The organism is Variovorax glucosi, assembly GCF_051216695.1.
Lineage (GTDB): Bacteria > Pseudomonadota > Gammaproteobacteria > Burkholderiales > Burkholderiaceae_C > Variovorax.
Window position 1 is genome coordinate 1664763 of the sequence record NZ_JBPJZE010000001.1, and the last position, 23487, is coordinate 1688249.

A 23487-nucleotide genomic window follows, 5' to 3' on the forward strand; every position below is an offset into this window, starting at 1 on the left:
GCGCCAGCGGGCGGATGATGCGTTGCCGGTCGCTCGGAAACGGTGCCGTAGCGGCCCCTGTTGCCGTAGGACCGCGCGCCAGGGCAGCAAATTCCAGCTCTTAAGCTTTGGGGAGCGTCACGCCGCGCTGCCCCTGGTATTTGCCGCCACGATCCTTGTAGCTGGTCTCGCAGACTTCGTCGCTCTCGAAGAACAGCACCTGCGCGCAGCCTTCGCCGGCATAGATCTTGGCCGGCAACGGTGTCGTGTTGCTGAACTCGAGCGTCACGTAGCCTTCCCACTCGGGCTCGAACGGCGTGACGTTGACGATGATCCCGCAACGGGCATACGTACTCTTGCCGAGGCAGATGGTGAGCACGTTGCGCGGGATGCGGAAGTACTCGATGGTGCGCGCCAGCGCGAAGCTGTTCGGCGGAATGATGCAGCTGTCGCCGTGCATGTCGACAAAGCTTTTCTCATCGAAATTCTTCGGGTCGACGACCGTGCTGTGAACGTTCGTGAACACCTTGAATTCCGGTGCACAGCGGATGTCGTAGCCGTAGCTCGACGTGCCGTAGCTGATGATCTTGTGGCCTTCCCGCTCGCGCACCTGGCCGGGCTCGAAGGGCTCGATCATCCCGGTCTGCTCGGCCATGCGCCGTATCCACTTGTCGCTCTTGATGGTCATGAAAAGGGCCTTTCGTCGGGCCGCCATTCTAGGCAGCGCGCTCTGACGGTTGGCGGGACAGGTGTCAGAGGCGGATCGTCGTGACCTCCTCGCCCTGCACACCGCCGATGTCCTGAAGCGTGGTCGGAACGGACTGCCAGCCCGGCGCGCTCGGTACATCGGAAGGTACGGCAGCCGGCTGAACGATTTGAGTCGCCATGACCGGTTGCGGAATCGGTATCGGTATAGGTATCGGCTGCATACCCGCCTGAGGCTGCAGCGGCATCGTAGAAGGTGCCGCTTGCTGTTCGTACGGCACGGTTTGAAAACGTTGCGCGAGCAAGAAACGCAGCTCGTCTTCATGTCCCTCCAGCGCATGATTTCGCATTTTCGGCGCCGTCGAAAGGCCGGCTGCGTAGTCTCCGATCCGCCGACCGATATCGGGCTGTATCAAATACCGGTCGACGAGCGGCAGCCCTGTTGGCCCGACATCGAGCACGACCTGCTCGCCGTACAAGCCGTTGCTTTGCTCGAGGTGCGCAAGGCCTGAGGCCATGCCCGCCGCGTAGTCCAGCATCGACGTCTGACGTTCCTCGATGCGCTGCGCATAGGCCTGCTCAACGGCCGGTCCGGTCGGAATTTGTCCGCGTGGAAGGTCGAGGCCGGCGTTCCGGGCGAATGCACCGAACACGCTCGGCGCCCAACTCTGGCCAGCCTGCTGGAATGCGCCGTGGATCGCGGGCTGAAAATCATGCTGCGCCGACCTGAGCAGCTGATCAATGTATGGCACGCCGGAACGTACCTCGGGCGGAATGTCCACATGATGGTTGGTCGGCCCCACGATCGGCAGGCGCCTGCTGACCGAGTTGGGATGTACCTCAGAGCCGAAGTGATTCCCGACTTTCACTCCCATCAAAGAAGTCTCCCTGCTGCCCCAGCCGTAGTCGATTCCAATCACCCGGTCGACCCGGCCATCAGCGTCGGGCTGCACCACGAAGTTGCCGGAATGCACGTCGTTGTCGCCGATGAGATGACGCAGGGCCAGGTTTTCCTCAAGGCCCCGCCCTTGGCACAGCCTGAATCCGTCGTCGATGGTCGCGGTCGTCGCCTTGTTGCCCAAATGCACGACAGGCCGCTCCGGCGGTGGCGTTTGCCCTGCTGCCTGGTAGGCGTACTTATAAAGATCCACCGCGCGATCCGGAAAGACCGACGCAAGATATGTACTGCCGTTCTGACGCAGCGGAAGCACCTGAACTCCGTCCGGAGTGAACGACCGGTTGAGTGCCCCGTTAAAAAATTCCGCCATCGCCTCTTGCGGCTTGACAGGTTGCTTCAGCAGCATCTGCTGACCCTGCTGATTCCGGTACATGCCGCCGGAACCGGAAACATCGCGAGAACCTCCCATCTTCGCGCCGACACGTTCCAGATTGGTGAACTGGTTGACGTTCATTCCGAAGTGACGGAGCGTTTCCGACAGCAAACCCAGACGCTGCATCTCCACCCGGCTGTTTACAGGCGTTAGGTTGCCGCCGCCAGTACCGGCCGTACTGGCGCTGTCGGCGGAACTGGCTGGCATCCTGGAAATTGGCAGGCGAGCCTGGAGCGGAGGAAGCGGACGCGGCATGATTTTTCGCCGCGAGATAAAGCGATATCGACGCTCTAACTGAGGCGCTCAGTAGTTGGACAAGCCTAAGACTTTAGGAAACAACAGCGCGCACTACGTCTTGGAAATATCCTAAATAAGTCATCGCAAAGCTCGAGAACATCAAAAGTATTAATCCCTGGTCGCTTGCGAAATCACAGTCCGCTCGATCAGCCGGTCGTCGCCCAGCACGATCATCGCGAACAGCAGCTCTTCGAGGTTTTCGGCCAGCGACGTCTTGCGTGCGAGGAGCGGCGTGGCTTTGGGGTCGATGACGACGAAGTCGGCCTCGCAGCCGAGCTGCAGGTTGCCGATCGTGCCTTCGAGCCCCAGCGCCTGCGCCGCGCCGCCGGTATGGCGCCACCAGAGTTCGGACGGGGCAATGCTCACGCCCGGCTTGGTCTGGCCTTCCCGACCGACGTAATACGCGGCCATCATGGTGGCGAAGGGGCTGAAGCTGGTGCCGCCGCCGACGTCGCTGGCCAAGCCGTAGCGATACCCGATGCGGTCGGCGCCCTCGAAATCGAAGAAACCGCTGCCGAGGAACAGGTTGCTTGTAGGGCTGACCGCCGTCGCAGTCTTCGTCTTTCGCATAAGGCGTCGGTCGTCATCGTCGAAATGGATGCAGTGCGCGTACACCGCGCGCTCGCGCATCAGGCCGAAACCACGGTAGACGTCGAGATACGAGCGTGCATCGGGAAACAGTTCGCGCGCCCACACGATCTCGTCCTTGTTCTCCGAGACGTGCGAGTGAATCCATGTGTCCGGGTACTTCGCCGCCAGCTCGCCCGCACCGCGCAACTGACCGTCGGTACTGGTCGGCGCGAAGCGAGGCGTGATCGCGTAGCCGAGCCGGTCGACGCCGTGCCATTGGCGGATCAGCGATTCGGTATCGGCCAGGCTCTGCGCGGTTTCGTCGCGCACGCCGTCGGGCGAATTGCGGTCCTGCAGCACCTTGCCGGTGATCATCCGCAACTGTCGGCGCTGCGCCGAGGCGAAGAAGGCCTGCACCGACGCGACATGCGACGTGGCGAACGCCAGCGCAGTGGTGACGCCATTGCGCAGCAGTTCGTCGAAGAACACTTCCGCGACCTCGGCCGAATGCGCCGGATTTGCGAAACGGCTCTCGGCCGGAAAGGTGTAGTTCTCCAGCCAGGGCAACAGCCCTTCCGACGGCGCGCCGATGATGTCGGTCTGCGGGAAGTGGATGTGCATGTCGATGAAGCCGGGCGCGATGATGCGGCCCGGCCAGTGCGTCGGTGCGGCATCGAGATGGCGCGGCGCGAGGTCGGCGTAATTGCCGGCTTCGAGCACACGCTGGCGGCCCTCGGCATCGGGCGCGACGACCAGCAGGCCGTCTTCATCGAACAGGGGGCGGCCTTCGTCGTCGAAGCGCAGGAGGGAGGCGCGGTAGGCTTTTTTCATCGTCGTATTTCGTATCGTCTCGATCGGGTTCATGCATGGCAGACGCAGGCTTCGCCATGCGCCGCGGAAACCAGCTCGCCGAGGATGCCGCACTCCTTCGCGCTGTGGCCGGCCGTGCATTTCGCGCGCAGCACGGTCAGCTGCTTCTCCAGCGCCTGCAGGCTCTGAAGCCGCGCCTGCACGCGCGCGATCTGCTCGTCGACCAGCTGGTTGATGTCGGCACAGTCTTCGTTGGGCAAGGTCGTGAAGTCGAGCAGGCGCTTGATGTCGGTCAGCGGAATGTCGAGGGCGCGACAGTGACGCACGAACGACAGGCCTTCGAGGTGCTTCTGCCCGTACGAACGATAGCCGTTGGGCTGCCGCTCGGGTATGGCGAGCAGGCCGGCGCGTTCGTAGAAACGGATGGTGCCGACGTCGACGCCGGTCGCGTTGCTCAAGTCGCCGATCTTCATGGGATGCCTTTTTCGCTGGAGGGATTCGATGGTAGACGCTTGACCCTGCAGTGGGTACAGGGTGTGAAATGACCTTGAAAGCGAAAACACCATGGCCAAACACACCCACGACAGCGGCACGGATTGCTGCGCACATGCGCCGGCGGACAGCGTCGAGCCGCAACTCGGCCCGATCTTCGCCACGCAACCAGACACCTGTTGCGGCCCTGCCATCGCCAGTCCTGCGGATGCGGCAGTCGCACCGAATACCTACCGCATCTCGACGATGGACTGCACCATAGAGGAGTCGGAAATCCGCCGCGCGGTCGAGCCGATCTCCGGCATCCGCGGCCTGCACTTCAAGCTTCCCCAGCGGACCTTGCGGATCGACGGCACCGACGACGCCGTCGCCGTCGCGCTGACCGCGATCCGCAAGGCCGGCTTCGCGCCGGAACCGGTAACGCCCTCGGGCAAATCCGCCGCCGACAAGGACGGTGCCCACGAGCACACCCACGAAGCCGGCGCCGGTACGAGCTACCTGCGCTACGGCGCCGCGCTCGGCTTCGCGATCGTGGCCGAAGCCGTCTCCTACTTCGCGCCCGATGCGCTGGCCTGGAAAGGCATCGGCATGGCGGTCGCTGCCGTCGCCATCTGGCTGGCCGGCATCGAGACCTATACCAAGGGCCTGATCGCCCTGCGCCACGGCAAGCTGAACATCAACGCGCTGATGTCGGTTGCCGTGACCGGCGCTTTCGTGATCGGCCAGTGGCCCGAAGCGGCGATGGTGATGGCGCTCTACGCCATCGCCGAACTGATCGAGGCGCGTGCCGTCGACCGCGCCCGCAACGCGATCCAGGGCTTGGTCGAACTCGCGCCCGACGATGCGGAAGTCCACCAGGCCGACGGCAGCTGGCGCCGCATCAAGGCAGCCGACATCGCGTTGAACGCCATCGCACGAGTCAAGCCCGGCGAACGCGTCGCGCTCGACGGCGTGGTGACGCGCGGCAACAGCAGCATCGACCAGGCATCCGTCACCGGCGAGAGCATTCCGGTCGACAAGGAGCCCGGCAGCCAGGTGTTCGCGGGAACGATCAACCAGAACGGCGAACTGGAATTCCGGGTGACGACCGCGGTGAGCAACTCGACGCTGGCTCGCATCATTCACGCCGTCGAGGAAGCGCAAGGCACGCGCGCGCCGACGCAGCGTCTCGTCGATCGCTTCGCATCGATCTACACCCCGGCGGTATTCGCGGTAGCGCTGGCCGTGGCGGTCGTGCCGCCGCTGCTGCTGGACTGGGCATGGCTGACCGCCATCTACAAGGCACTGGTGCTGCTGGTCATCGCCTGCCCTTGCGCGCTGGTGATTTCCACCCCGGTCACCGTCGTCAGCGGGCTCGCTGCGGCAGCGCGTCGCGGCATCCTGATCAAGGGCGGCACCTATCTGGAAGAAGCGCGCAAGCTCAGGGCCGTCGCTGTCGACAAGACCGGCACACTGACCGAAGGCAAGCCGAAGCTGATCGCTTTCAGCGCGCTGAACGGCGCGGACGAATCGAGCGTCCGTCGCTGGGCCAAGAGCCTCGCCGCGCGCTCCGACCATCCGGTGTCGAAGTCCATAGCCGCCGGCATCGACGGCGGTGCGGCGGACGTCGACGGATTCGGCGCACTCGTCGGACGCGGTGTGGAAGGCACGGTCGAAGGCAAGCGCCTTGTGCTGGGAAATCACCGTCTGATCAGGGAACGCGACCAGACGAACGTCGGGCTGGAAGCCGAGCTTGCGTCCCATGAATCGCAGGGCCGCACCGTGACCCTGCTGGCCGGCGACGACGGCGTGCTCGCGATGTTCGCGGTAGCGGACACCATCAAGGCCAGTTCGGTCGAAGCGGTTGCACAGCTTAAGAAACTGGGCGTAGTACCTGTCATGCTCACCGGCGACAACACGGCCACGGCCGAGGCGGTCGCACGCGAAGCCGGCATCGACGATGCGCGCGGCGGGCTGCTGCCCGAAGACAAGCTGTCGGCCATCAAGGAAATGCGCCAGCGCTACGGCGCGACCGCCATGGCCGGCGACGGCATCAACGATGCGCCGGCGCTGGCGCAGGCCGACATCGGTTTCGCGATGGGCGGCGCGGGCACGGACACCGCCATGGAAGCCGCCGACGTGGTCATCATGAACGACGACCTCGGCCGCATCGCCGAGACCATCCGCCTGAGCCGCAAGACGCATTCGGTGCTGCTGCAGAACATCACGCTGGCGCTGGGCATCAAGCTGGTGTTTTTCGTGCTCGCGGTCTTCGGCAGCGCGACGATGTGGATGGCGGTATTCGCGGACATGGGCGCGAGCCTGCTGGTCGTGGGCAACGGGCTGCGGCTGCTGCGAAAGGCCAGGGACTAGGTCGGCGCTGCGGGCGCTCCACTGACCGAAAAGGCAATTTCCACGACGCCATCCGATGATCTGGCGCGTGTCTCACCGCCATGCATCCGCGCTATCGCAGCCACGATCGCCAGACCGAGGCCGTGGTGCTCGGACGATCCGTGCCGCGAACGCTCGGCCCGATAGAAGCGCTTGAACAAATGCGGCAGTGCGCCAGCATCGATCGCGGGGCCGCGATTGACAACGGCCAGCCAGACCTGTGCCGGTTCCGCATCGACATGCACGTCTATACGCACATCGATCGCACTGCCGGGCAGTGCGTAACGGATCGCATTGCCCAGCAGATTCGAGATCGCGCGACGCACCAGCGCAGCGTCGATCCCGACCCGCGCTTCGCCGAGGATGCGCACCTGCAATCCCGCCTGTTCGAGCTCGGCCTCATGAAATTCGACGACATCCCGCACCTGTCCGGCGAGGCTCACGGGGACGGCGGACAGACGCGCGGTCGCGCCGCGGTCAGCCTTCGACAGGAACAGCATGTCGGTCACGATGGCTGACAGCCGACGCGTCTCTTCAAGATTCGAGATCAGCGCCTCGCGCAGTGCCTCGGCAGTGCGCGGCCTGGCCAGCTCGACCTCGGCCTCCGCGATCATGTTCGCCAGCGGCGTCCGCAGCTCATGCGCCACGTCGGCGTTGAAGGCTTCGAGCTGGTGGTAGGCCTGCTCGGCGCGTTCGAGCACGGCATTGAACTGCGAGATCCAGGGCAACAGTTCCGATGCGTACGGCGATGCCTCGATACGCCGTTTCGGGTACGCCGGTCCGGTCTCGGCCGTCTGCACGGCAAGTTTCTGCAGCGGCTTCAGGCCGCGGCGGACCAGGAGAAAGCCGGTCATGGAAACCAGCAGCGAACCGAGCACGACCGCGCCGACCAGCGTCCGGCCCAGGCGTTCGAGCAGCTTCGCATCCTGCCGGACGTCGATGCCGACCTGGATCGACGTCACCGATCCCGCACGCGGAATGTCGGTCAGTCGGGTCACGGGACCCCAACGCCACTGGGCATCGGAAAGCTTCGGTGTCGAGCTGTAGATCGCCTTGCCATCCTGCGAGAGGACCAGGCCGACATCGCTGTGCGACAGGAAGAAATCGTCCAGCTTGTGGATCAGTGCCGAAGAGTCGGCGGCGCGGTCTTGTTCCTGCAGCAGATGGGCAACGACATCGACGTGGCGGTCGAATTCATCGACCTGCTTCAGGTCGAAGCTCCAGGCGGTAATGGCGTAGATCGCCGCGCAGGCCAGGCTGAGCCCGATGAAAGTCTGCGCCGCGAACCAGCGCGAAAGCGAAGCCTGGATCGAACCGGACATCACTCGCCGGCGCCTTCGCCGGCACTTTCACGACTCTCCAGCAGGTAGCCCATGCCGCGCACCGTGTGCAGCAGCTTTCGCGGAAACGGATCGTCGATCTTGGCGCGCAGCCGCCGGACGGCGACCTCGACGACATTGGTCTCGCTGTTGAAGTTCATGTCCCAGACCTGCTCGGCCAGCAGGGTGCGGGAAAGCACCTGGCCCTGGCGCCGCATCAGCAGTGCGAGCAAGGCGAATTCCTTGGCCGTCAGGTCGAGCCTCTGCCCGGCGCGCGAGGCGCGGCGCGTGCCGAGGTCGAGCGTCAGGTCGGCGAGCGTGTAGTGCGTGACTTCGTGCAGCTTGCCGCGCCTCAGCAACGCCTGCAGGCGGGCCAGCAGTTCGGAAAAGGCGAAGGGCTTGGAGAGATAGTCGTCGGCTCCGCCCTGCAGTCCTCGCACGCGGTCGGCGACTTCGTCCCGCGCCGTCAGCATGAGCACCGGCATCGACTTCGATTTGCGGACCGCTTCGAGCACCGCGAAGCCGTCGATACCGGGCAGCATCACGTCGAGAACCAGCGCGTCGTAGCTGCCTTCCAGCGCCATGTTGCGGCCGTCGATGCCCGTGCGGGCGACATCGACCGTGAAGCCGCTTTCGGTCAGGCCTTTATGGAGGTAGTCGCCCAGCTTGGGCTCGTCTTCGATGACAAGAATGCGCACGTCGGATGATAGATCGGGCTGTGTCGAAAGCGCATCAGCGCACGACCGTGCCGACCTGCCTGTGCTCGATCATGGCCCGGCCGGAACGCACCCAGCTCGACGTGTCGGCAACGACTTCGGCGCGCGACTTCGCGACCACCGGCACCGCGGCCTGGCGGCTGCTGCCGACATAGCCGTTCGGTGCCGCCGAGCGGGTCCATGCGCGCGCTTCGGCATCGACTGCCGTGCGCGACAGCTCGCCGACGCGAGCGATCGGGCGCGAATCGGCTTCGGTGTAGTTGCTCGCCAGTGCCGGAACAGCGGCAGCGGACAGGGCGAGGGAAACGAGGCAGAGGCGGATGTCGACGGCGTTCATCTGATGTCTTTCAAGGTTGGTGGCTGAGAACTAAACACCATCTTTCGGTGGCGTAAAGCAACTTTAAAAAGCCCAACCATCAGATTCCATACCGCCAAATTACCGTTCTGTAATCGTTGAAGTCACACTGCCCGTGGCTGCGGCTCAAGTGCTGCGCCGTTTGATTTCTCACCGATCAGTGCCTGTTCGTCCTCTTCCTCTTCTTCCTCGCGGCGATGCGCGAGCCGGTAGAGCACAGGCAGCACCAGCAGCGTGAGCGCCGTCGACGACAGGATGCCGCCGATCACGACCGTCGCCAGCGGACGCTGCACCTCCGCCCCCGTGCCGGTCGCGATCGCCATCGGCACGAAGCCGAGCGATGCCACCAGGGCGGTCATCAGCACCGGCCGCAATCGCGTGAGCGCGCCTTCGCGGATGGCGTCGTCCAGCGACGCGCCGCCGTCGCGCAGGTTGCGGATGAACGCGATCATCACCAGGCCGTTCAGCACCGCCACGCCGGACAGCGCGATGAAGCCGACCGCCGCCGTGATCGACAGCGGAATGTCCCGTAGCCACAGCGCCAGGATGCCGCCGGTGAGCGCGAACGGAATGCCGGTGAAGACGATCAGCCCGTCCTTCAGGTTGCTGAACATCGCGAACAGCAGCGTGAAGACCAGCAGCAGCGCGACCGGCACCACGATCTGCAGGCGCTGCGTTGCCGACTGCAGGTTCTGGTACTGGCCGCCCCATGTCGTCCAGTAGCCGGTCGGCACCTTGACCTGGCTGTCGAGCGCGGCGGCGGCTTCGGTCACGAAGGAGCCGAGATCGCGCCCGCGCACGTTGGCGCTGACCACGATGCGCCGTTTGCCGTCTTCGCGGCTGACCTGGTTCGGACCCGGCGCGATCTCCAGCGTCGCGACTTCCGACAGCGGTATGAAGTTGACTCTCGAACCGCCGCTGGCTGTCGTCGCGGGCGGCAGCGCGATGGGCAATCGCCGGATGGCTTCCATGTCGCCGCGCAGGTTCTCGGGCAGGCGCACGACGATGTCGAAACGCCTGTCGCCTTCGAACAATGTTCCCGCATCGCGACCGCCGACGGCCGTGGCGATGGTGTTCTGCACATCCGCGATGTTGATGCCGTAGCGCGTGGTCTTTTCTCGGTCGATGTTGAGCGTCAGCATCGGCAGGCCGGTGGTCTGCTCGACGTTGACCTCGGCCGCGCCGTCGATGGACTTCAGCACGCGCTCGATGTCGCGCGCGGTCGCTTCGAGCACGTTCATGTCGTCGCCGAACACCTTCACCGCGACGTCGGCACGCACGCCCGACACCAGTTCGTTGAAGCGCAGCTGGATCGGCTGCGAGAACTCGTAGTTGTTGCCGGGAATCTGCGCGACCTCTGCCTGCACGGCTTCCATCAGCACTTGCCTCGAACGCTTCGGCTCGGGCCAGTCGCTCTCCGGCCTGAGCATCACGTAGGCGTCGGAGATGTTCGGCGGCATCGGGTCGGACGCGATCTCCGCCGTGCCGGTGCGCGCGAAGACACGCAGGATCTCCGGGAATTTCGCCTTCAGCGTGCGCTCGATCTGCTGCTGCATCTCCACCGACTGTGTGAGGCTGGTTCCCGGAATGCGCAACGCCTGCACCGCGAAGTCGCCTTCGTTCAGGTTAGGTATGAACTCGCTGCCCAGCTTCGTCGCGAGCAGTCCCGACAACACGACAGCGATGCCCGCGACGGTGAGAACCACGGCCTTGGCCGCCAGCACGCGTTCGAGCAAAGGCGCATAGGCGCGCTTGGCCCAGACCATCAGCCGGTTCTCCTTCTCCGCCACCTTGTTGCCGATGAACAGGGCCACCGCCGCAGGGATGAAGGTGATAGACAGGATCATCGCGCCCAGCAAGGCGATCACGACCGTGAGCGCCATCGGGTGGAACATCTTTCCCTCGACGCCAGTGAGCGCGAAGATCGGCAGGTACACGATCATGATGATGAGCTGCCCGAACAGCAGCGGCCGGCGCGCCTCTTGCGAAGCGGCGAACACTTCATGGAAGCGCTCCTTGCGCGTCAGCGCCCGCCCGTGATGTGCCTGCGCATGAGCCAGTCGTCGCACGCAGTTCTCGACGATCACGACCGCGCCGTCCACGATGATCCCGAAGTCGAGTGCGCCGAGACTCATCAGGTTGGCGCTCACTTTCTGGTTGACCATGCCGGTAAAGGTGAACAGCATCGACAGCGGAATCACCAGCGCGGTGATCAGCGCCGCGCGCAGGTTGCCGAGAAACAGGAACAGCACCGCGATGACCAGCACAGCGCCTTCGAACAGGTTCTTCTTGACCGTGGCGATGGCCTTGTCGACCAGCACCGTGCGGTCGTATACGGTGATCGCCTCGACGCCTTTCGGCAGCGTGCGGTTGATCTCTTCCATCTTCTTCGCGACCGCCTGAGAGACGATGCGGCTGTTTTCGCCGATCAGCATGAAAACCGTGCCGAGCACCACCTCGCGGCCGTTGTCGGTCGCGGCACCGGTTCGCAGTTCCTTGCCGATCTCGACCGTTGCCACGTCGCGCACGCGTACCGGCGTGCCGCCGCTGTTCGACAGCACGACGTTGCGCAGGTCGCCGAGACCGCGCAGCTGGCCCGGCGCGCGGATCAGGTACTGCTCGCCGCGCCGCTCGATATAGCCGGCGCCGACGTTGCTGTTGTTGAGTTCGAGCGCCTTGACCACGTCTGCCATCGAGAGGCCGTAGGCGGACAGCTTCTCGGGATCGGGCGCGACATGGAACTGCTTCTCGTAGCCGCCGATCGAGTTGATCTCGGTCACGCCAGCCACGTTGCGCAACTGCGGCTTGATGATCCAGTCCTGTATCTCGCGCAGGTCGGTCGATGTGTAGGCCGTGCCGTCGGGCTTCTTCGCACCATCCCTGGCTTCCACCGTCCAGAGATATATCTCGCCGAGCCCGGTCGAGATCGGCCCCACCATCGGTTCGATTCCGGCCGGCAGTCCGCCGCGTGCCGATTGCAGGCGCTCGTTGACCAGTTGCCGCGCGAAGTAGACGTCGGTGCCGTCCTTGAAGACCACCGTCACCTGCGACAGGCCGTAGCGCGACAGCGAGCGCGTCTGCAGCAGGCCGGGCAGGCCCGACATCACGGTCTCGATCGGAAAGGTGACGCGCTGCTCTGTCTCGAGCGGCGAGTAGCCGGGCGCGCCGGTGTTGATCTGCACCTGGACGTTGGTGATGTCGGGTACGGCGTCGATGGACAGCTTCTGGTAGCTGTAGACGCCGAGTCCGGCCATCGCGAAGACGGCCAGCATGACCAGCCACCGTTGCTCGATGGCGAAGCGGATGATGCGTTCGAACATGCGTGCTTCCGCCTCAGTGGGTGTGCGTCGCGGAGCTCTTGCCCTGCTCCGACTTGACGACGAAACTGCCGGCCGCCGCATGGCTGGCACCGGGCTTCAGGCCGCTCAGGATCTCCGCGCGCTGGCCGTCGTTCCGACCCACCGTGACCGCCTGCGGAATGAAGCCGCCATCGACCTTGAGGAAGACGGCCGGTTTGCCTTCGAACGTCTGCAGCGCGGACGATGCGACGGTGACCGGTACCGGCGTGCCGGCCTCCTTCGACAGCACTTCGACCGTGACGAACAGCCCCGGCCGCCAGGCGCCCTGCGGGTTGGGCAGCACGACGCGGGCTCGCGCGGTGCGGGTCTGCTCGCCGAGCAGCGCACCGACATAGGAGATGGTGCCATCAGCCGTCGCATCCGATGCGCCGGCGCGCACGATCACGCGCTCGCCGACACGCACCTGCGACAGCTCGCGCGCGGGGATGTTCATCTCGGCCCAGACCTTCGACAGGTCCGACACCGTGAAGACGCTCGCGTCTTCCTTCACCGACTCGCCGAGCGCGATGTGCTTCTCGAACACGATGCCGTCGAAGGGTGCGCGCAACTCCAGCCGGCCAAGCGAAGCGCTGCCGGTGGACGCGCCGAGCGTCAGCAGCTTCTGCGTCGCGTTCGCCACCGAAATCTCGGCTTCGCGCAGTGCCTGCTGGGCCTGCAGCACGTCCTGCTGGGGAGAAATCTTCTGCTCCCACAGCGTCTTCTCGCGCTCGTAGGTGGTCTTCGCCAGTTCGCGGCGCCGCTGCGCGCCCTGCAGTTCGGCGCGCGTCTCGGACACCGTCGCGCTGGAGATCACGGCCAGCACCTGGCCGCGCCTGACCTGCTGACCCAGATTGGCGCTCACGCTCTCGACCACGCCCGCTGCGCGCGGCACGATGTGCGCGGTGCGGTCTTCGTCGAAGCGGATCTCGCCGGGGAACTGCAGCGTCGTGCGGACGGTCGCCGGTCCGCTGGTGTCCAGCGCGATGCCGGACGCCGCGATCTGCGCATCGGTCAGTGCGACCTTGCCCTCCTGGGCGGGCTCTCCCTTGTGCGTCTCTTCCTTGTGCGCTTCCTCCTTGTGGCCCTCCTCGGCGCGCGTTTCCTCGCCGTGCTCGATGTGAGCGTCGGCGGATTTCTGTGTCGGTCCGCCGCGAAGTATCAGCGCGCCGGCAACGACGCCGAAGACGAGCAGACAGGCGATGACGATGGTTTGTCTGGAACGGTTGGCCATGGCGATGGTCCTTCTCACGGTGTCGAAGTTGGTGGCGATGTTGGTGGCGATGCTGGCGACGGGCTGCCGAGCAGGCGGTCGAGATCGGTGGCGGCGCGATGAACCTCGGCCAGCGCGCGCAGGTATTGCGAGCGCGCCAGCAGCAAGGTGCGCTGTGCGTCCAGCACGTCGAGATAGGCGAACTTGCCGAATTCGAAACCCGTGGTGGCGGCGTCGAATGCGGCCTGCGCGCCGGGAAGGATTTCCTTCTGCAGCACGTCGACCTCGGCCAGCGCGGTGTCGTGACGCTGGCGCGTGGCACCGGCGTCGGCACGCAGGCGCAGTTCGAGTGCGAGCGCATCGTCCTCGGCCTTGTCCTGGCGGCGCAGCGCCTCGACGACGTTGCCGCGATTGGTATCGAAGATCGGCAGCGGAATCGATACGCCGATCACCGCCTGGTTACGTCCCAGTTGCTGGTCGCGCATGCCGCCGGCCGTCAGCGTGATGTCCGGCAGGCGCTTGGCGCGTTCGAGTTCGGCCAGCGCAGCGAAGCGCCGTACCTCCAGCCGGGCCTGCCGCATCGACGGCGCATCGCGCAGTCGCGCTTCCATCGTCTCGGCGGGGACGGCTGGCGGCATGGCCACGGCATTGCCGTCCAGCGCCTGACCCATCATCGGCCGTGCCATCAGCGACTGCAGCTGCATCAGGCCGGTCCGAAGTTCGCCCTGCGCCTGGATGAGCTCCAGCCGGACGCCCGCCTCCGCCACCTTCGCCTTGGTCTCCTCGATCGGCGACACCTTGCCCGCACGCACACGGTTCGATGCCGCAAGGCTGCCCCTGCCGGCAAGCTCCAGCGAGCGCTGCGCGAGATGCACCCGCTCCTGCGCGATCAGCGCCGCGAAGAAGGCCGCCGTGACATCGGCGCGCAATTCAGCGGACCGTGCCTCGAGCTGGACACGCGCGACGTCGATGCCGCGTTCGGCCGCATCGATGCGCGCGCCGCGCTTGCCGCCGAGTTCGACCGGCTGGCTCAGCAGCACGGTGGATGTGCGCGTGTCTCGCTTCGTATCCTCGATCTGGGCACTGAGCGTCGGGTTCTGGAACACGCCAGCCTGCATCCGGGCGCCCTCGGTAGCCTCGATCTCGCGCCGGGCAGCAGACAGCGTCGGGTTGCTTTCCAGCGCGGTGCGGATCGCCGCGGCGAGCGTCAGCGGCGGCGCGGCCTGGGCCGCAGCCGGGGACGTTGCTATTGCCGTTGCTGCAACGGAAGGAGCGGCAGCGCGACGGCTGCCTTCATCTGTCTGAGCGAGCGCATCGGCGCCCGCGAGTGACGTCAGCGCGAGCGCGAGCGGCACGAATAACCTGCACATCGAATTCTCCAGTCATGGAACGAGACAAGAAATCCGGCGCGGTCGTCAGGACATCAGCTGCAAATGATCTGTAGTGAAAGACGGACGCGCCGGGTCAGCTGGCGCGTGTCCATTTCGGGCGTTCGATGCTGTCCTCGGCGCCCGTGCCGAGGAAGTTCGTGTCCGACGATTCGAAGATGTGCGGGGGCGGAGGCCCGGTGGTCGAAGGCTGCGGCGACGCGAATTGCGCAACGACCGCATGGCAGTAGCTGCAATCGGTATGTGCCTGCGTCACCGGACTTTTGGCAGCTTCCGTCCGGTCTGCGTCATCTGGCGAGGCCCGGTGCTCGTGCACGTGATGGCCGACATGGAAAGACACCGGATCGCTCTCGTGCGCGCAGTAGCCCGCTGCCGCAGCCCAGACGAACTGGGCCGGCAAGGCGAACATGAGGACGATGAGAAGAAAGCGGATCAAGGGCGAAGAAATCGGGCGACGGTCATCGAGAATGAGGAGAAGGCTAGACGCGATCCTAAAGTCAAAGCGTGTCGATCGGGCTGCGCGAACATTACATTCGTGTAATCCGAACGACGCTCCGGTCAGTGCGCGTGCCGGTGATGTGCATCCGGCACGTGAGGATGCGCATGCCGCCCCGGCTCATGCACATGCGGATGGCTGTGCGATCCCGCAAAGGCGCCATCCGCTGCGGCTTCATGCGTATGGTCGTGATGGCCGTCGTCGTGGCTGTGCGCATGCTCGTGCGCCAGCGCTTCGTGATCGTGCGCATGACCATGCGATTCCATCAGGTGCAGCGCCACGCCGAGCATCATCAGCAGACCGCCGACGGCCATGATCCAGGTGCCGCTCCGGTCGCCCAGCGCGATCGCGAAGGCGGCGCCGATGAACGGCGCGAAGGCGAACACGGAGCCCGTTCGCGCCGCGCCGAAAGCACGCTGCGCGAGCAGATAGAAACGCAGGCTCAATCCGTAGCCGCTCGCGCCGACCGCGAACAGCACGACAGCAACCGTCAAAGAAGGCAACGGCTCGCCGAACAGCAGCGCCAGCACCGCAGTCGCTGCCGCGCCGATGGCAGCCTTGCCCAGCACGACCTGCCCGGGATCTCGTTCGGCGAGCGCGCGCGACAGCGTGTTGTCGGTGCCCCACGCGGCCGTCGCGACCAGCACGGCGAGCATGCCCCAGAGCTGGGTGCCGCCGCTGCGGCCCTGGTCCAGCACCAGCGCCACGCCGCCGGCCAGCAGGAGCAGCATCGCCACCCAGACGCGCCGGTCCATCGTCTCCTGATAGAGCAACCGTGCCAGAACGGCCGTGAAGAGCGCCTCCAGCGTGAGCATCAGCGATGCGCTGGTGCCGCTGGTGTGCTGCAGTCCCCATGCCAATGCCACTGGACCGAGCACCGCGCCGAAAGCCGCCATCGACAACAGACGCGGAAAGTCGCCGCGCAGCAGCCGCGCCTCGCGCTCGACGCGTTGCCGGGAAAGCAGCCCGACCAGCGCAGCACCGGCATAGAGAAGTGCCGCTGTCGAGAACGCACCCAGCCCCTTCCCGAAATGCTGGACCAGCGGCGTGCTGACGCCGAACAGTCCGGCTGCCAGCAGCGCCAGCAAGCCGCCCCGTACGGCGGGACGCGAAAAGTGCCCGTTCGCCACGATGCGCCTACTTGACGGTGAAGCGGACCGTGGTGGTCTTGCCGCCTTCGGTCAGCACCGCCACCGCTTTCGCGCCCTTGCCGAGCTTCACGCCCTTGGCTTCGAGCTTGTTGCCGCCGGCGGGTTTGAGTTCGGCTTCGGCCTTGTCGGCGCCGTTGAGAACGGTGAGCTTTCCGGTCATCTTCGCGGCGTCGTGGTCTTTCTCATGGTCGACCACATAGACGACGGCGCCGTCCGCAGCCGCGACCAGCTCATAGGTCATGTCGTTCGCGCTCTGCACGATGCCGCCGTGCCTGGCCGGTGCCGCGCCGTGCGCGAAGGTCGCGGTCGGCACCAGGACCGAGGCGCAGAGCAGCGCGGCTACGGAAAGGGACTTGAACGATGTCTTGATGGATGCGATTTTCATGATGTCGATTTCCTTGGGTTGATTAGAAAGTTTCGCCTTCGGCGTTCGCATCCAGCAGCCGCTGCGTCGCCTTGCGGCCGAAGAGCCAGTAGACGACCGGCGTCAGCAGCGTGTCCAGCAGCGTCGAGCTGACGAGCCCGCCGAAGATCACGACCGCCACCGGATGCAGGATTTCCTTGCCCGGCGCATCGGCCGCCAGCAGCAGCGGCGTGAGCGCGAACGCCGCGACCAGCGCGGTCATGAGGACAGGCGTGAGCCGCTCCAGCGAACCGCGCACGATCATCGACCGGCTGAAGGTCTCGCCCTCGAACCTGCACAGGTTGATGTAGTGGCTCACCTTGAGGATGCCGTTGCGTGTCGAGATGCCGGCCAGCGTGATGAACCCGACCATCGATGCCACCGACAGGCTCACGTCCGCGATCCACATCGCCACCACGCTGCCGATCAGCGCGAGCGGAATGTTCGCCATGACGATTGCGGCCAGCACGGTCGACTTGTAGCGCGCGTACAGCACCAGGAAGATCAGGCCCAGCGACACCAGCGACAGTCCGACGATCAGGTTCATCGCCTGCTCCTGCGCCTGGAACTGGCCTTCGAGGCTGATGAAGGTGCCGGTCGGCAAGGCCGTCCTTGCGATCGCAGCACGGATGTCGCCGACAACGCGGCCCATGTCCGATCCGTCGGTGTTGGCATAGACCACGATGCGCCGCCGGCCGTTCTCGCGCCCGATCTGGTTCGGGCCGTCGGTCTCCTGCACGGTCGCGAAGCTGGAGACCGGCAGCCGTCCGGCCGGCGTATCGACCAGCGTCGCCGCCAGATCGTGCGGGCTGCGGCGGTTGTCGGGCAGGCGCAGCACCAGCTCGTAGCGGCGCAGGCCGTCGACGATGTCCGCGCCGTGCGCGCCGTCCGTCAGCGCCTGAAGAACGCGCACCGCCTCGCCCGGCGACAGGCCGGTCTGCGTGAGCTTGCGCTGGTCGATGCGCACCGTGATCTGCGGGATCAGCACCTGCTTCTCCACCGTCAGGTCGACCAGGCCCGGAATACCCGAAAGCCCCTGGCGCATCTGCTCGCCCAGACCGCGCAGCGTGTCGGTGTCCTCTCCGAAGATCTTCAGCGCGATCTGCGCGCGCACGCCGGAGAGCAGATGGTCCAGCCGATGCGAGATCGGCTGGCCGATGGCGACCTGCGCCGGCAGCACCGAAAGCCGCGCACGGATGTCGGCGGTGATGGTTTCGCGGTCGCGGCCGGAGCGCTTCAGGTCGACGTCGATCTCGGCGGAATGCACGCCTTCGGCATGCTCGTCGAGCTCCGCACGCCCGGTGCGCCGACCGACCTGCGTCACCTCCGGCACCTCGGCGATCAGCGTCTCGGCCAGCGAACCCATGCGGTTGGCCTCGGCCAGCGCCGTGCCGGGATTGAAGACCATGCCCAGCACCAGCGAGCCTTCGTTGAACGCCGGCAGGAAGGCGCGCGGAAAGAACGGCACGCTGGCCGCTGCAGCCGCGACCGCCAGCGCCGCGACGGCGATCAGCAGCTTCGCGCGTGCGAACGACCAGCCCAGCACTTTCTCGTCCCACTGCTTGAGACGACGCACCAGCAGGCTGTCGCCATGTTCGAGCCGCTTCATGTTCGGCAGCAGGTAGCTGCACAGCACCGGCGTGACCGTCATCGACACGAACATCGACGCAAGGATCGACACGATGTACGCGATGCCCAGCGGCGAGAACAGCCGCCCCTCGATGCCCGGCAAGGCGAACAGCGGGATGAAGACCAGCACCACGATGGCCGTCGCGTAGACGATGCCCGATCGCACTTCCACGCTGGCCTGTCGCACCACTGCGAGCGCGGGTAGCGGCTGTGCGGCCGCGCGGTTCTGCCTGAGCCGGCGCAGGATGTTCTCCACGTCGACCACCGCATCGTCGACCAGCTCGCCGATGGCGATGGCCAGCCCGCCGAGCGTCATCACGTTGATCGACTGGCCCAGCAACTTGAACATCAGCGCCGTCACGGCGAGCGACAGCGGAATCGCGATCAGCGAGATCAGCGTGGTGCGCGCCGACAGCAGGAAAGCGAACAGCACGATAGCGACCATGATCGCACCGTCGCGCAGCGCCTCGCTCACGTTGCCGATCGAAGCCTCGATGAAGTCGGCCTGGCGGAACAGCACCCTGGGTTCGGCCAACCCTGCCGGCAGGCCGGACCTGAGTTCCGACAGCGCGGCCTCGATGGTGCGGGTCAGCTTCACGGTGTCGGCAGACGGCTGCTTCTGCACACTCAGGATGACTGCCGGCGCACCGTTGTAGCCCGCATCGCCGCGCTTCATGGCCGCCGCGAAACGCACGTTCGCGACCTGCTCCAGCAGCACCGCGCGCCCGTCCTTCCAGGCGACAGCGATGCCCTGCAGGTCTTCGATGCGGTTGGTGCGGCCCAGATGCCGGATCAGGAACTCGCGGCTGTTGAGATCGATGAAACCGCCGCCCGCATTGCTCGCGAAGCCGCGCAGCGCCTGTTCGACCTGCGTGAGCGAAACGCCGAACTGCGCCATGCGCGCGGTGTCGGGCTCCACGCGCAGCTGCCGCACGTCGCCGCCGATCGGAATCACCTGCGACACGCCGCCGATCGACAGCAGCCGCGGACGCAGCACGAAGTCCGCGTACTCGCGCGCCTGCATCGGGTCGGCGCCCGCGAGCGGCAGCGCGATCAGCATCACCTCGCCCATGATCGAAGACACCGGCCCCATCACCGGCACGATGCCGCCAGGGAGTTGCGGACCGATCACGGTCAGCCGCTCGGCCACGAGCTGCCGGTTGCGGTAGATGTCGGTGCCCCAGTCGAACTCGGCATAGACGATGGAAAGGCCGACGCCGGAGGTCGAGCGCACGCGCGTCACGCCGGGCATGCCGTTGAGCGCCGTTTCCAAAGGGAAGGTGACGAGCTGCTCGACCTCTTCGGGTGCCATGCCGCCGGCTTCGGTGAGCACGGTGATGAGCGGCTTGTTGAGGTCGGGGAACACATCGACCGGCGCACGCAGCGCGGTGAACGCGCCGTACACCAGCAGCAGTGCGGCGAAGGCCAGCACGAAAAGCCTGTTGTGCAGGCTTTTCTTGACGATCCAGTTGAACATGGTGCGTGTCCGGTCAGCGGATCTGCGCGATCAGCGAAGCGCCCTGAACCACCACGCGGTTGTCCGCGCCCAGGCCTTGCGTCACCACCACCGTCGCCGCATCGAGCGCGCGGAACCTGACGGGCTGCGGTATGTAACGCTCGGCGCCGGCCTTGATCCAGACGATCGGTTCGTTGGCACCGTTACGCACCACCGACTGCGCCGGCAGTACATAGCCCTTCGTGCGCTGGCTGAGCGAAGCCAGCACCGTCACCGGCTGGCCGATGGCGAGCGGAAGCGCCATGCCGGGCTTGTCCGACTGCGCCTTGAAGGTCATCGGCAGCATGCCGTCGCGCAGGCTGCGGGCGGCGCCCAGGAGCTGCAGCGTGACGCCGTCGATGCCCTGGAGTTGCGCGGCGCCGATCTGGGCCGGCAGCGCGGCATCGGCCGCCGTCGCCTCGACCAGTACCCGCGCCGGATCGACCACCTCGTACAGCACGTCGCGTGCTTCGACGACCTGGCCCGAGACGATGTCGGCCTTCGCGATCACGCCCGACACCGGCGCCAACAATGCTTCGCGCGACCCCAGGCTGGCGCCGATGCTGCGCTCGCGCGACGTCAGGCTCTGCAGCTCCGAGCGCGCGGCTTCGATGTCCTTGCGCGGCACCGTGCCTTCGAGCGATTGCAGGCGCGAGACGCGTTGCGCCGCGATCTCGCGGTTCCCGCGCAGTTCGGCCAGCAACGCCTGCTGCGCTGCCACCGCATACGGTTCGGCATGGTGCCTGACGTAGGCCAGCACGTCGCCGCGACGCACCGTCTGGCCGGCGACCGGCAGGCCGCGCGGACCCGGCTCGATGCGCCCGCCATGCACCGCCTGCACCCGACCGCCCGCGTTCGGATCCATTACGATGCGACCCGACAGTTCGACGGTGTCGGCAGCCTCGGTTTCGGTCGCGATGAGGGTGCGGATGGCCATACGGCGCTGCGCCAGCATCGGCATCTGTACGCTGCCATCGGGCAAGCGGGCCAGCCCGGATACGCCGGATACACCGGATGCACCTGCGCTCGCGGGAGCCTCCAGATGCTCGCCGTTGGGTCCGTGCGCACCGGGCGCGGCAGTGGTATCGAGCGATGCGACGAAGCAGAGCGCTGCGAGTAAGTAGCTGTTCGATTTCATCGTGCGGCTCCGATAACGACGGCGTTCGCCGGCTTTGCATTGCGGAAGACCGCCCAGCCCAGGCCGCCGAGAACGACCAGCACGATGGCCATCCAGGCACCGATCGACAGTCCGAAGTAGCGACCGTCTTCATGCGCATGACCGTGTGCATCGACCTGACCTGCCGCTTGCCCGCCACCGACCCGCAGCGTGCCGTCGAGCAGATCGCTTTCGGCACCTGCCACCACCGTGATCACCAGCGCGTGTTCGCCGGGCGCCTTCATCGCTTTCAGGAAAGCGGCGTCGTCCACCGAATAATCGCCGAAGTCCGCATGGAACCTGGCGACGGCCTTCATGTCGCCGGACTCGACCTCGACCTTCGCATCGAGCACCGGCTCGCTGGTTTCGAAGCGGTTGACGAGCATCGAGAGTTCGTCTCCGCGCAGGGTACCGACCAGCTCGAAAGTCTCGGACTTGGTCTCGAAGCGCGGTGTGTTGCCGCCGGCTGCAGCGGTCTGTTGTGCCGGCGCGTCGAGATGCTCGCCATTGGGGCCGTGCGCACCCGGTGCGGCCAGCGCGACGATGCAGAGCAGCATCAGCATGGGAAGTGCGCATAGGCGCTGGAAAAAATGGATCGAGAAGCGGTTCATGGAAGGCGTCCTGAAGCTTGTTGGAGTTGGGCGTGGGCGAGGCCAAGCGCGGCCTGCTGTCGGGCGAAGGCGGCGTCGGCCTGCGCTGCGGCATTGGCGGCGCGCAGCAGTTCGGGCAGCGGCGTTTCGCCGGCCTTGAACGACAGGTCGATGAGCTGGGCACGTTCGCGCAGAACGGCTGCGCGGGTGCGGATCGCTTCGAGTTGCCGGGCGCCGTTTTCCACGGCGCCGCGCGCGGTCAGCAGGTCGGCATCGAGCCGGTCGCGCATTCGCTGCTCTCCGATGTCCGCGATGTCCAGGTCGCCGGCTGCGGCTGCCTGCAACGGCGCATTGCGTCCGTCGGTGCCGAAAGGAATCCGGATGCCGACGCCGATGCCGCGCTGCGTTCCGGCACCCAGGCCGGGCGCCTCCTGGCGGTACTTCACGGACAGCTCGGGCGGATCGCGACGGGAGCGGTTCACCACATCGACCCGCTTGCGCGCGCGCTCCACCGCCTGTACCGCGACACGCAGTTCGGGATGATCGCCGGCCATCGGAACCGCGAGGTCGGCCACATCCGCAGGCAGCGCGACGACCGGCATCGCCGCCAGCCCGGTCAGCGCCCGCCACTGGATCTGCAGCGCCTGAAGCTGCCGCACGGCTTCGCGCTCTGCGGATTCGGCTTCCAGCAGTTCGGCCCGGGCTGCGAGCGCGTCGGCGCGCGCCAGGTCGCCTGCCGCGACACGGCGCTGCACATCGTCGGCGATGCCACGCAGATAGCGCTGCTGCATCTGGAAGGCGTCGATTTCAGCCTTTGCCGAGGCCAGCTTCCATGCCGACTCGCGCACTGCGCCGGCGATGCGAAGGCGCGCGGCGTCGGCGCCGAGGTCGGCGAGTCGCAGGTCGGCATCCGCCGCGGCAATGCGCGCATCGCGCTGGCCGGGAAGCCACAAGGGCCAGACGATGCCGACTTCGGACTCCCTGCGCCCGGCGCTCGAATTCGCCCGGTCGTCCAGGTGGCTGGCCTCGAACGCGGGCGCGGCGGACGACAGGCTCGAAGCGGATATGCGGTCGGCTTGCGCTCGCGAGGCCTGGGACGCCACTTCCCGCGACTGGACGGCGCGTTGCCAGGCCGTATCGACAGCCTCACGAAGCGATACACCGGGCGGATCGGAAATGGCCGGCTGCGCGATGGCATTGGCGGCGATTCCCATGACCGTGCCGCCTGCAAGCGCGCAGGCCACGAACCATGAAACGTGTTTCACAAGACTCCTGACTCGACAACCGAAAAGCGACCCACCCGCGCAAGCGCAGGGTGAGCCGAGACGTTTTCAGGCTGTCAGTCGGGGTGGCCGTCGAGGGCCGTCGGGCGGCGGCGACGGCAAGGTCGCCTCGTCGCGCATCGAGTGTCGCGTTGCCTCTGCGGGCGCGAGATCGAGAGAGTTCGTTGCCCACACGGCGGCGGCACCCGCGCAGCCATCGGCGACCACGTGCTCGAGAGACTCGTCGGAGTCGTCCTGGACCACCGCGCCGTCGTCGAGATGGTGATGGCTCTCCTCTTGCCAGTGCATCAGGGCATGAGCGTTTTCTTCTGCATTGCCGAACGCCGTGGCCTGCCCCGCAACGGCGATCACCTGCCAGAAGGCAGAGACGACAAGAAGAAAAAGGACCAGTCCGCGACGCATTG

At 66.2% G+C, this 23487-nt stretch carries 19 protein-coding genes; 1 reads left to right on the forward strand and 18 read right to left on the reverse strand.

Annotated elements, in window-relative coordinates; translation table 11 throughout:
- Positions 1 to 100: 100 nt before the first annotated feature.
- The 4 genes from dcd to ACSFA3_RS07870 form a co-directional block, all read right to left on the reverse strand.
- The gene (dcd, locus tag ACSFA3_RS07855; protein ID WP_435504801.1) at positions 101 to 667 is read right to left on the reverse strand and encodes a dCTP deaminase; all 567 of its coding nucleotides are present in this window, start codon (positions 665 to 667) and stop codon (positions 101 to 103) included.
- Between the two features lie 64 nt (positions 668 to 731).
- A complete protein-coding gene (locus ACSFA3_RS07860; protein ID WP_435504802.1) occupies positions 732 to 2222 on the reverse strand; it encodes a hypothetical protein in 1491 nt (496 codons plus the stop codon).
- Positions 2223 to 2420: 198 nt separating this feature from the next.
- A complete protein-coding gene (gene guaD, locus ACSFA3_RS07865; protein WP_435504803.1) occupies positions 2421 to 3713 on the reverse strand; it encodes a guanine deaminase in 1293 nt (430 codons plus the stop codon).
- A gap of 29 nt (positions 3714 to 3742) precedes the next feature.
- Positions 3743 to 4165 (reverse strand): Cd(II)/Pb(II)-responsive transcriptional regulator, encoded by a 423-nt coding sequence (locus tag ACSFA3_RS07870; RefSeq protein WP_435504804.1) that lies wholly within the window; start codon positions 4163 to 4165, stop codon positions 3743 to 3745.
- Between the two features lie 91 nt (positions 4166 to 4256).
- On the opposite strand from ACSFA3_RS07870, the gene ACSFA3_RS07875 reads away from it, so the two are divergent.
- Positions 4257 to 6536 (forward strand): heavy metal translocating P-type ATPase, encoded by a 2280-nt coding sequence (locus ACSFA3_RS07875; RefSeq protein WP_435504805.1) that lies wholly within the window; start codon positions 4257 to 4259, stop codon positions 6534 to 6536.
- Here ACSFA3_RS07875 and ACSFA3_RS07880 read toward each other — a convergent pair.
- The 14 genes from ACSFA3_RS07880 to ACSFA3_RS07945 form a co-directional block, all read right to left on the reverse strand.
- A complete protein-coding gene (locus tag ACSFA3_RS07880) occupies positions 6533 to 7876 on the reverse strand; it encodes a heavy metal sensor histidine kinase (protein ID WP_435504806.1) in 1344 nt (447 codons plus the stop codon). The two genes, ACSFA3_RS07875 and ACSFA3_RS07880, sit on opposite strands and share 4 nt — an antisense overlap.
- Positions 7876 to 8571: a heavy metal response regulator transcription factor gene (locus ACSFA3_RS07885; protein WP_435504807.1), complete on the reverse strand. Its 696-nt coding sequence runs from the start codon at positions 8569 to 8571 to the stop codon at positions 7876 to 7878. Before ACSFA3_RS07885 ends, ACSFA3_RS07880 begins: the two co-directional genes overlap by 1 nt.
- A 34-nt stretch (positions 8572 to 8605) precedes the next feature.
- A complete protein-coding gene (locus ACSFA3_RS07890) occupies positions 8606 to 8926 on the reverse strand; it encodes a hypothetical protein (protein WP_435504808.1) in 321 nt (106 codons plus the stop codon).
- 122 nt (positions 8927 to 9048) lie between these two features.
- A complete protein-coding gene (locus tag ACSFA3_RS07895; RefSeq protein WP_435504809.1) occupies positions 9049 to 12264 on the reverse strand; it encodes a CusA/CzcA family heavy metal efflux RND transporter in 3216 nt (1071 codons plus the stop codon).
- Between the two features lie 13 nt (positions 12265 to 12277).
- Entirely contained in the window at positions 12278 to 13513 is a 1236-nt protein-coding gene (locus tag ACSFA3_RS07900; protein WP_435504810.1) for an efflux RND transporter periplasmic adaptor subunit, read from the reverse strand.
- A 14-nt stretch (positions 13514 to 13527) separates the two neighbouring features.
- Complete coding sequence (locus ACSFA3_RS07905; RefSeq protein WP_435504811.1) at positions 13528 to 14862, reverse strand: TolC family protein; 1335 nt, start codon at positions 14860 to 14862, stop codon at positions 13528 to 13530.
- A 94-nt stretch (positions 14863 to 14956) separates the two neighbouring features.
- Positions 14957 to 15316 (reverse strand): hypothetical protein, encoded by a 360-nt coding sequence (locus tag ACSFA3_RS07910; RefSeq protein ID WP_435504812.1) that lies wholly within the window; start codon positions 15314 to 15316, stop codon positions 14957 to 14959.
- A 122-nt stretch (positions 15317 to 15438) separates the two neighbouring features.
- Positions 15439 to 16506, reverse strand: coding sequence for a DMT family transporter (locus ACSFA3_RS07915; RefSeq protein WP_435504813.1), 1068 nt, complete (start codon positions 16504 to 16506; stop codon positions 15439 to 15441).
- A gap of 7 nt (positions 16507 to 16513) precedes the next feature.
- Positions 16514 to 16912 (reverse strand): hypothetical protein, encoded by a 399-nt coding sequence (locus ACSFA3_RS07920; RefSeq protein WP_435504814.1) that lies wholly within the window; start codon positions 16910 to 16912, stop codon positions 16514 to 16516.
- 22 nt (positions 16913 to 16934) lie between these two features.
- Complete coding sequence (locus ACSFA3_RS07925; RefSeq protein ID WP_435504815.1) at positions 16935 to 20036, reverse strand: efflux RND transporter permease subunit; 3102 nt, start codon at positions 20034 to 20036, stop codon at positions 16935 to 16937.
- 13 nt (positions 20037 to 20049) lie between these two features.
- Positions 20050 to 21192, reverse strand: coding sequence for an efflux RND transporter periplasmic adaptor subunit (locus ACSFA3_RS07930; RefSeq protein ID WP_435504816.1), 1143 nt, complete (start codon positions 21190 to 21192; stop codon positions 20050 to 20052).
- On the reverse strand, positions 21189 to 21821 hold the full coding sequence (locus ACSFA3_RS07935; protein WP_435504817.1) for a hypothetical protein: 633 nt from the start codon (positions 21819 to 21821) through the stop codon (positions 21189 to 21191). The genes ACSFA3_RS07930 and ACSFA3_RS07935 overlap by 4 nt, the downstream gene beginning before the upstream one ends.
- Positions 21818 to 23065 (reverse strand): TolC family protein, encoded by a 1248-nt coding sequence (locus tag ACSFA3_RS07940; protein WP_435504818.1) that lies wholly within the window; start codon positions 23063 to 23065, stop codon positions 21818 to 21820. Before ACSFA3_RS07940 ends, ACSFA3_RS07935 begins: the two co-directional genes overlap by 4 nt.
- A 66-nt stretch (positions 23066 to 23131) precedes the next feature.
- The gene (locus tag ACSFA3_RS07945) at positions 23132 to 23485 is read right to left on the reverse strand and encodes a hypothetical protein (RefSeq protein ID WP_435504819.1); all 354 of its coding nucleotides are present in this window, start codon (positions 23483 to 23485) and stop codon (positions 23132 to 23134) included.
- Between the last annotated feature and the right edge of the window lie 2 nt (positions 23486 to 23487).

Excerpts from the sequence above, each read along its gene's own strand:
- dcd (WP_435504801.1), bottom strand. The coding sequence starts at position 667 with ATGACCATCAAGAGCGACAAGTGGATACGGCGCATGGCCGAGCAGACC.
- ACSFA3_RS07860 (WP_435504802.1), bottom strand. The coding sequence starts at position 2,222 with ATGCCAGCCAGTTCCGCCGACAGCGCCAGTACGGCCGGTACTGGCGGC.
- guaD (WP_435504803.1), bottom strand. The coding sequence starts at position 3,713 with ATGAAAAAAGCCTACCGCGCCTCCCTCCTGCGCTTCGACGACGAAGGC.
- ACSFA3_RS07870 (WP_435504804.1), bottom strand. The coding sequence starts at position 4,165 with ATGAAGATCGGCGACTTGAGCAACGCGACCGGCGTCGACGTCGGCACC.
- ACSFA3_RS07875 (WP_435504805.1), top strand. The coding sequence starts at position 4,257 with ATGGCCAAACACACCCACGACAGCGGCACGGATTGCTGCGCACATGCG.
- ACSFA3_RS07880 (WP_435504806.1), bottom strand. The coding sequence starts at position 7,876 with ATGTCCGGTTCGATCCAGGCTTCGCTTTCGCGCTGGTTCGCGGCGCAG.
- ACSFA3_RS07890 (WP_435504808.1), bottom strand. The coding sequence starts at position 8,926 with ATGAACGCCGTCGACATCCGCCTCTGCCTCGTTTCCCTCGCCCTGTCC.
- ACSFA3_RS07895 (WP_435504809.1), bottom strand. The coding sequence starts at position 12,264 with ATGTTCGAACGCATCATCCGCTTCGCCATCGAGCAACGGTGGCTGGTC.
- ACSFA3_RS07900 (WP_435504810.1), bottom strand. The coding sequence starts at position 13,513 with ATGGCCAACCGTTCCAGACAAACCATCGTCATCGCCTGTCTGCTCGTC.
- ACSFA3_RS07905 (WP_435504811.1), bottom strand. The coding sequence starts at position 14,862 with ATGTGCAGGTTATTCGTGCCGCTCGCGCTCGCGCTGACGTCACTCGCG.
- ACSFA3_RS07920 (WP_435504814.1), bottom strand. The coding sequence starts at position 16,912 with ATGAAAATCGCATCCATCAAGACATCGTTCAAGTCCCTTTCCGTAGCC.
- ACSFA3_RS07925 (WP_435504815.1), bottom strand. The coding sequence starts at position 20,036 with ATGTTCAACTGGATCGTCAAGAAAAGCCTGCACAACAGGCTTTTCGTG.
- ACSFA3_RS07930 (WP_435504816.1), bottom strand. The coding sequence starts at position 21,192 with ATGAAATCGAACAGCTACTTACTCGCAGCGCTCTGCTTCGTCGCATCG.
- ACSFA3_RS07935 (WP_435504817.1), bottom strand. The coding sequence starts at position 21,821 with ATGAACCGCTTCTCGATCCATTTTTTCCAGCGCCTATGCGCACTTCCC.
- ACSFA3_RS07945 (WP_435504819.1), bottom strand. The coding sequence starts at position 23,485 with ATGCGTCGCGGACTGGTCCTTTTTCTTCTTGTCGTCTCTGCCTTCTGG.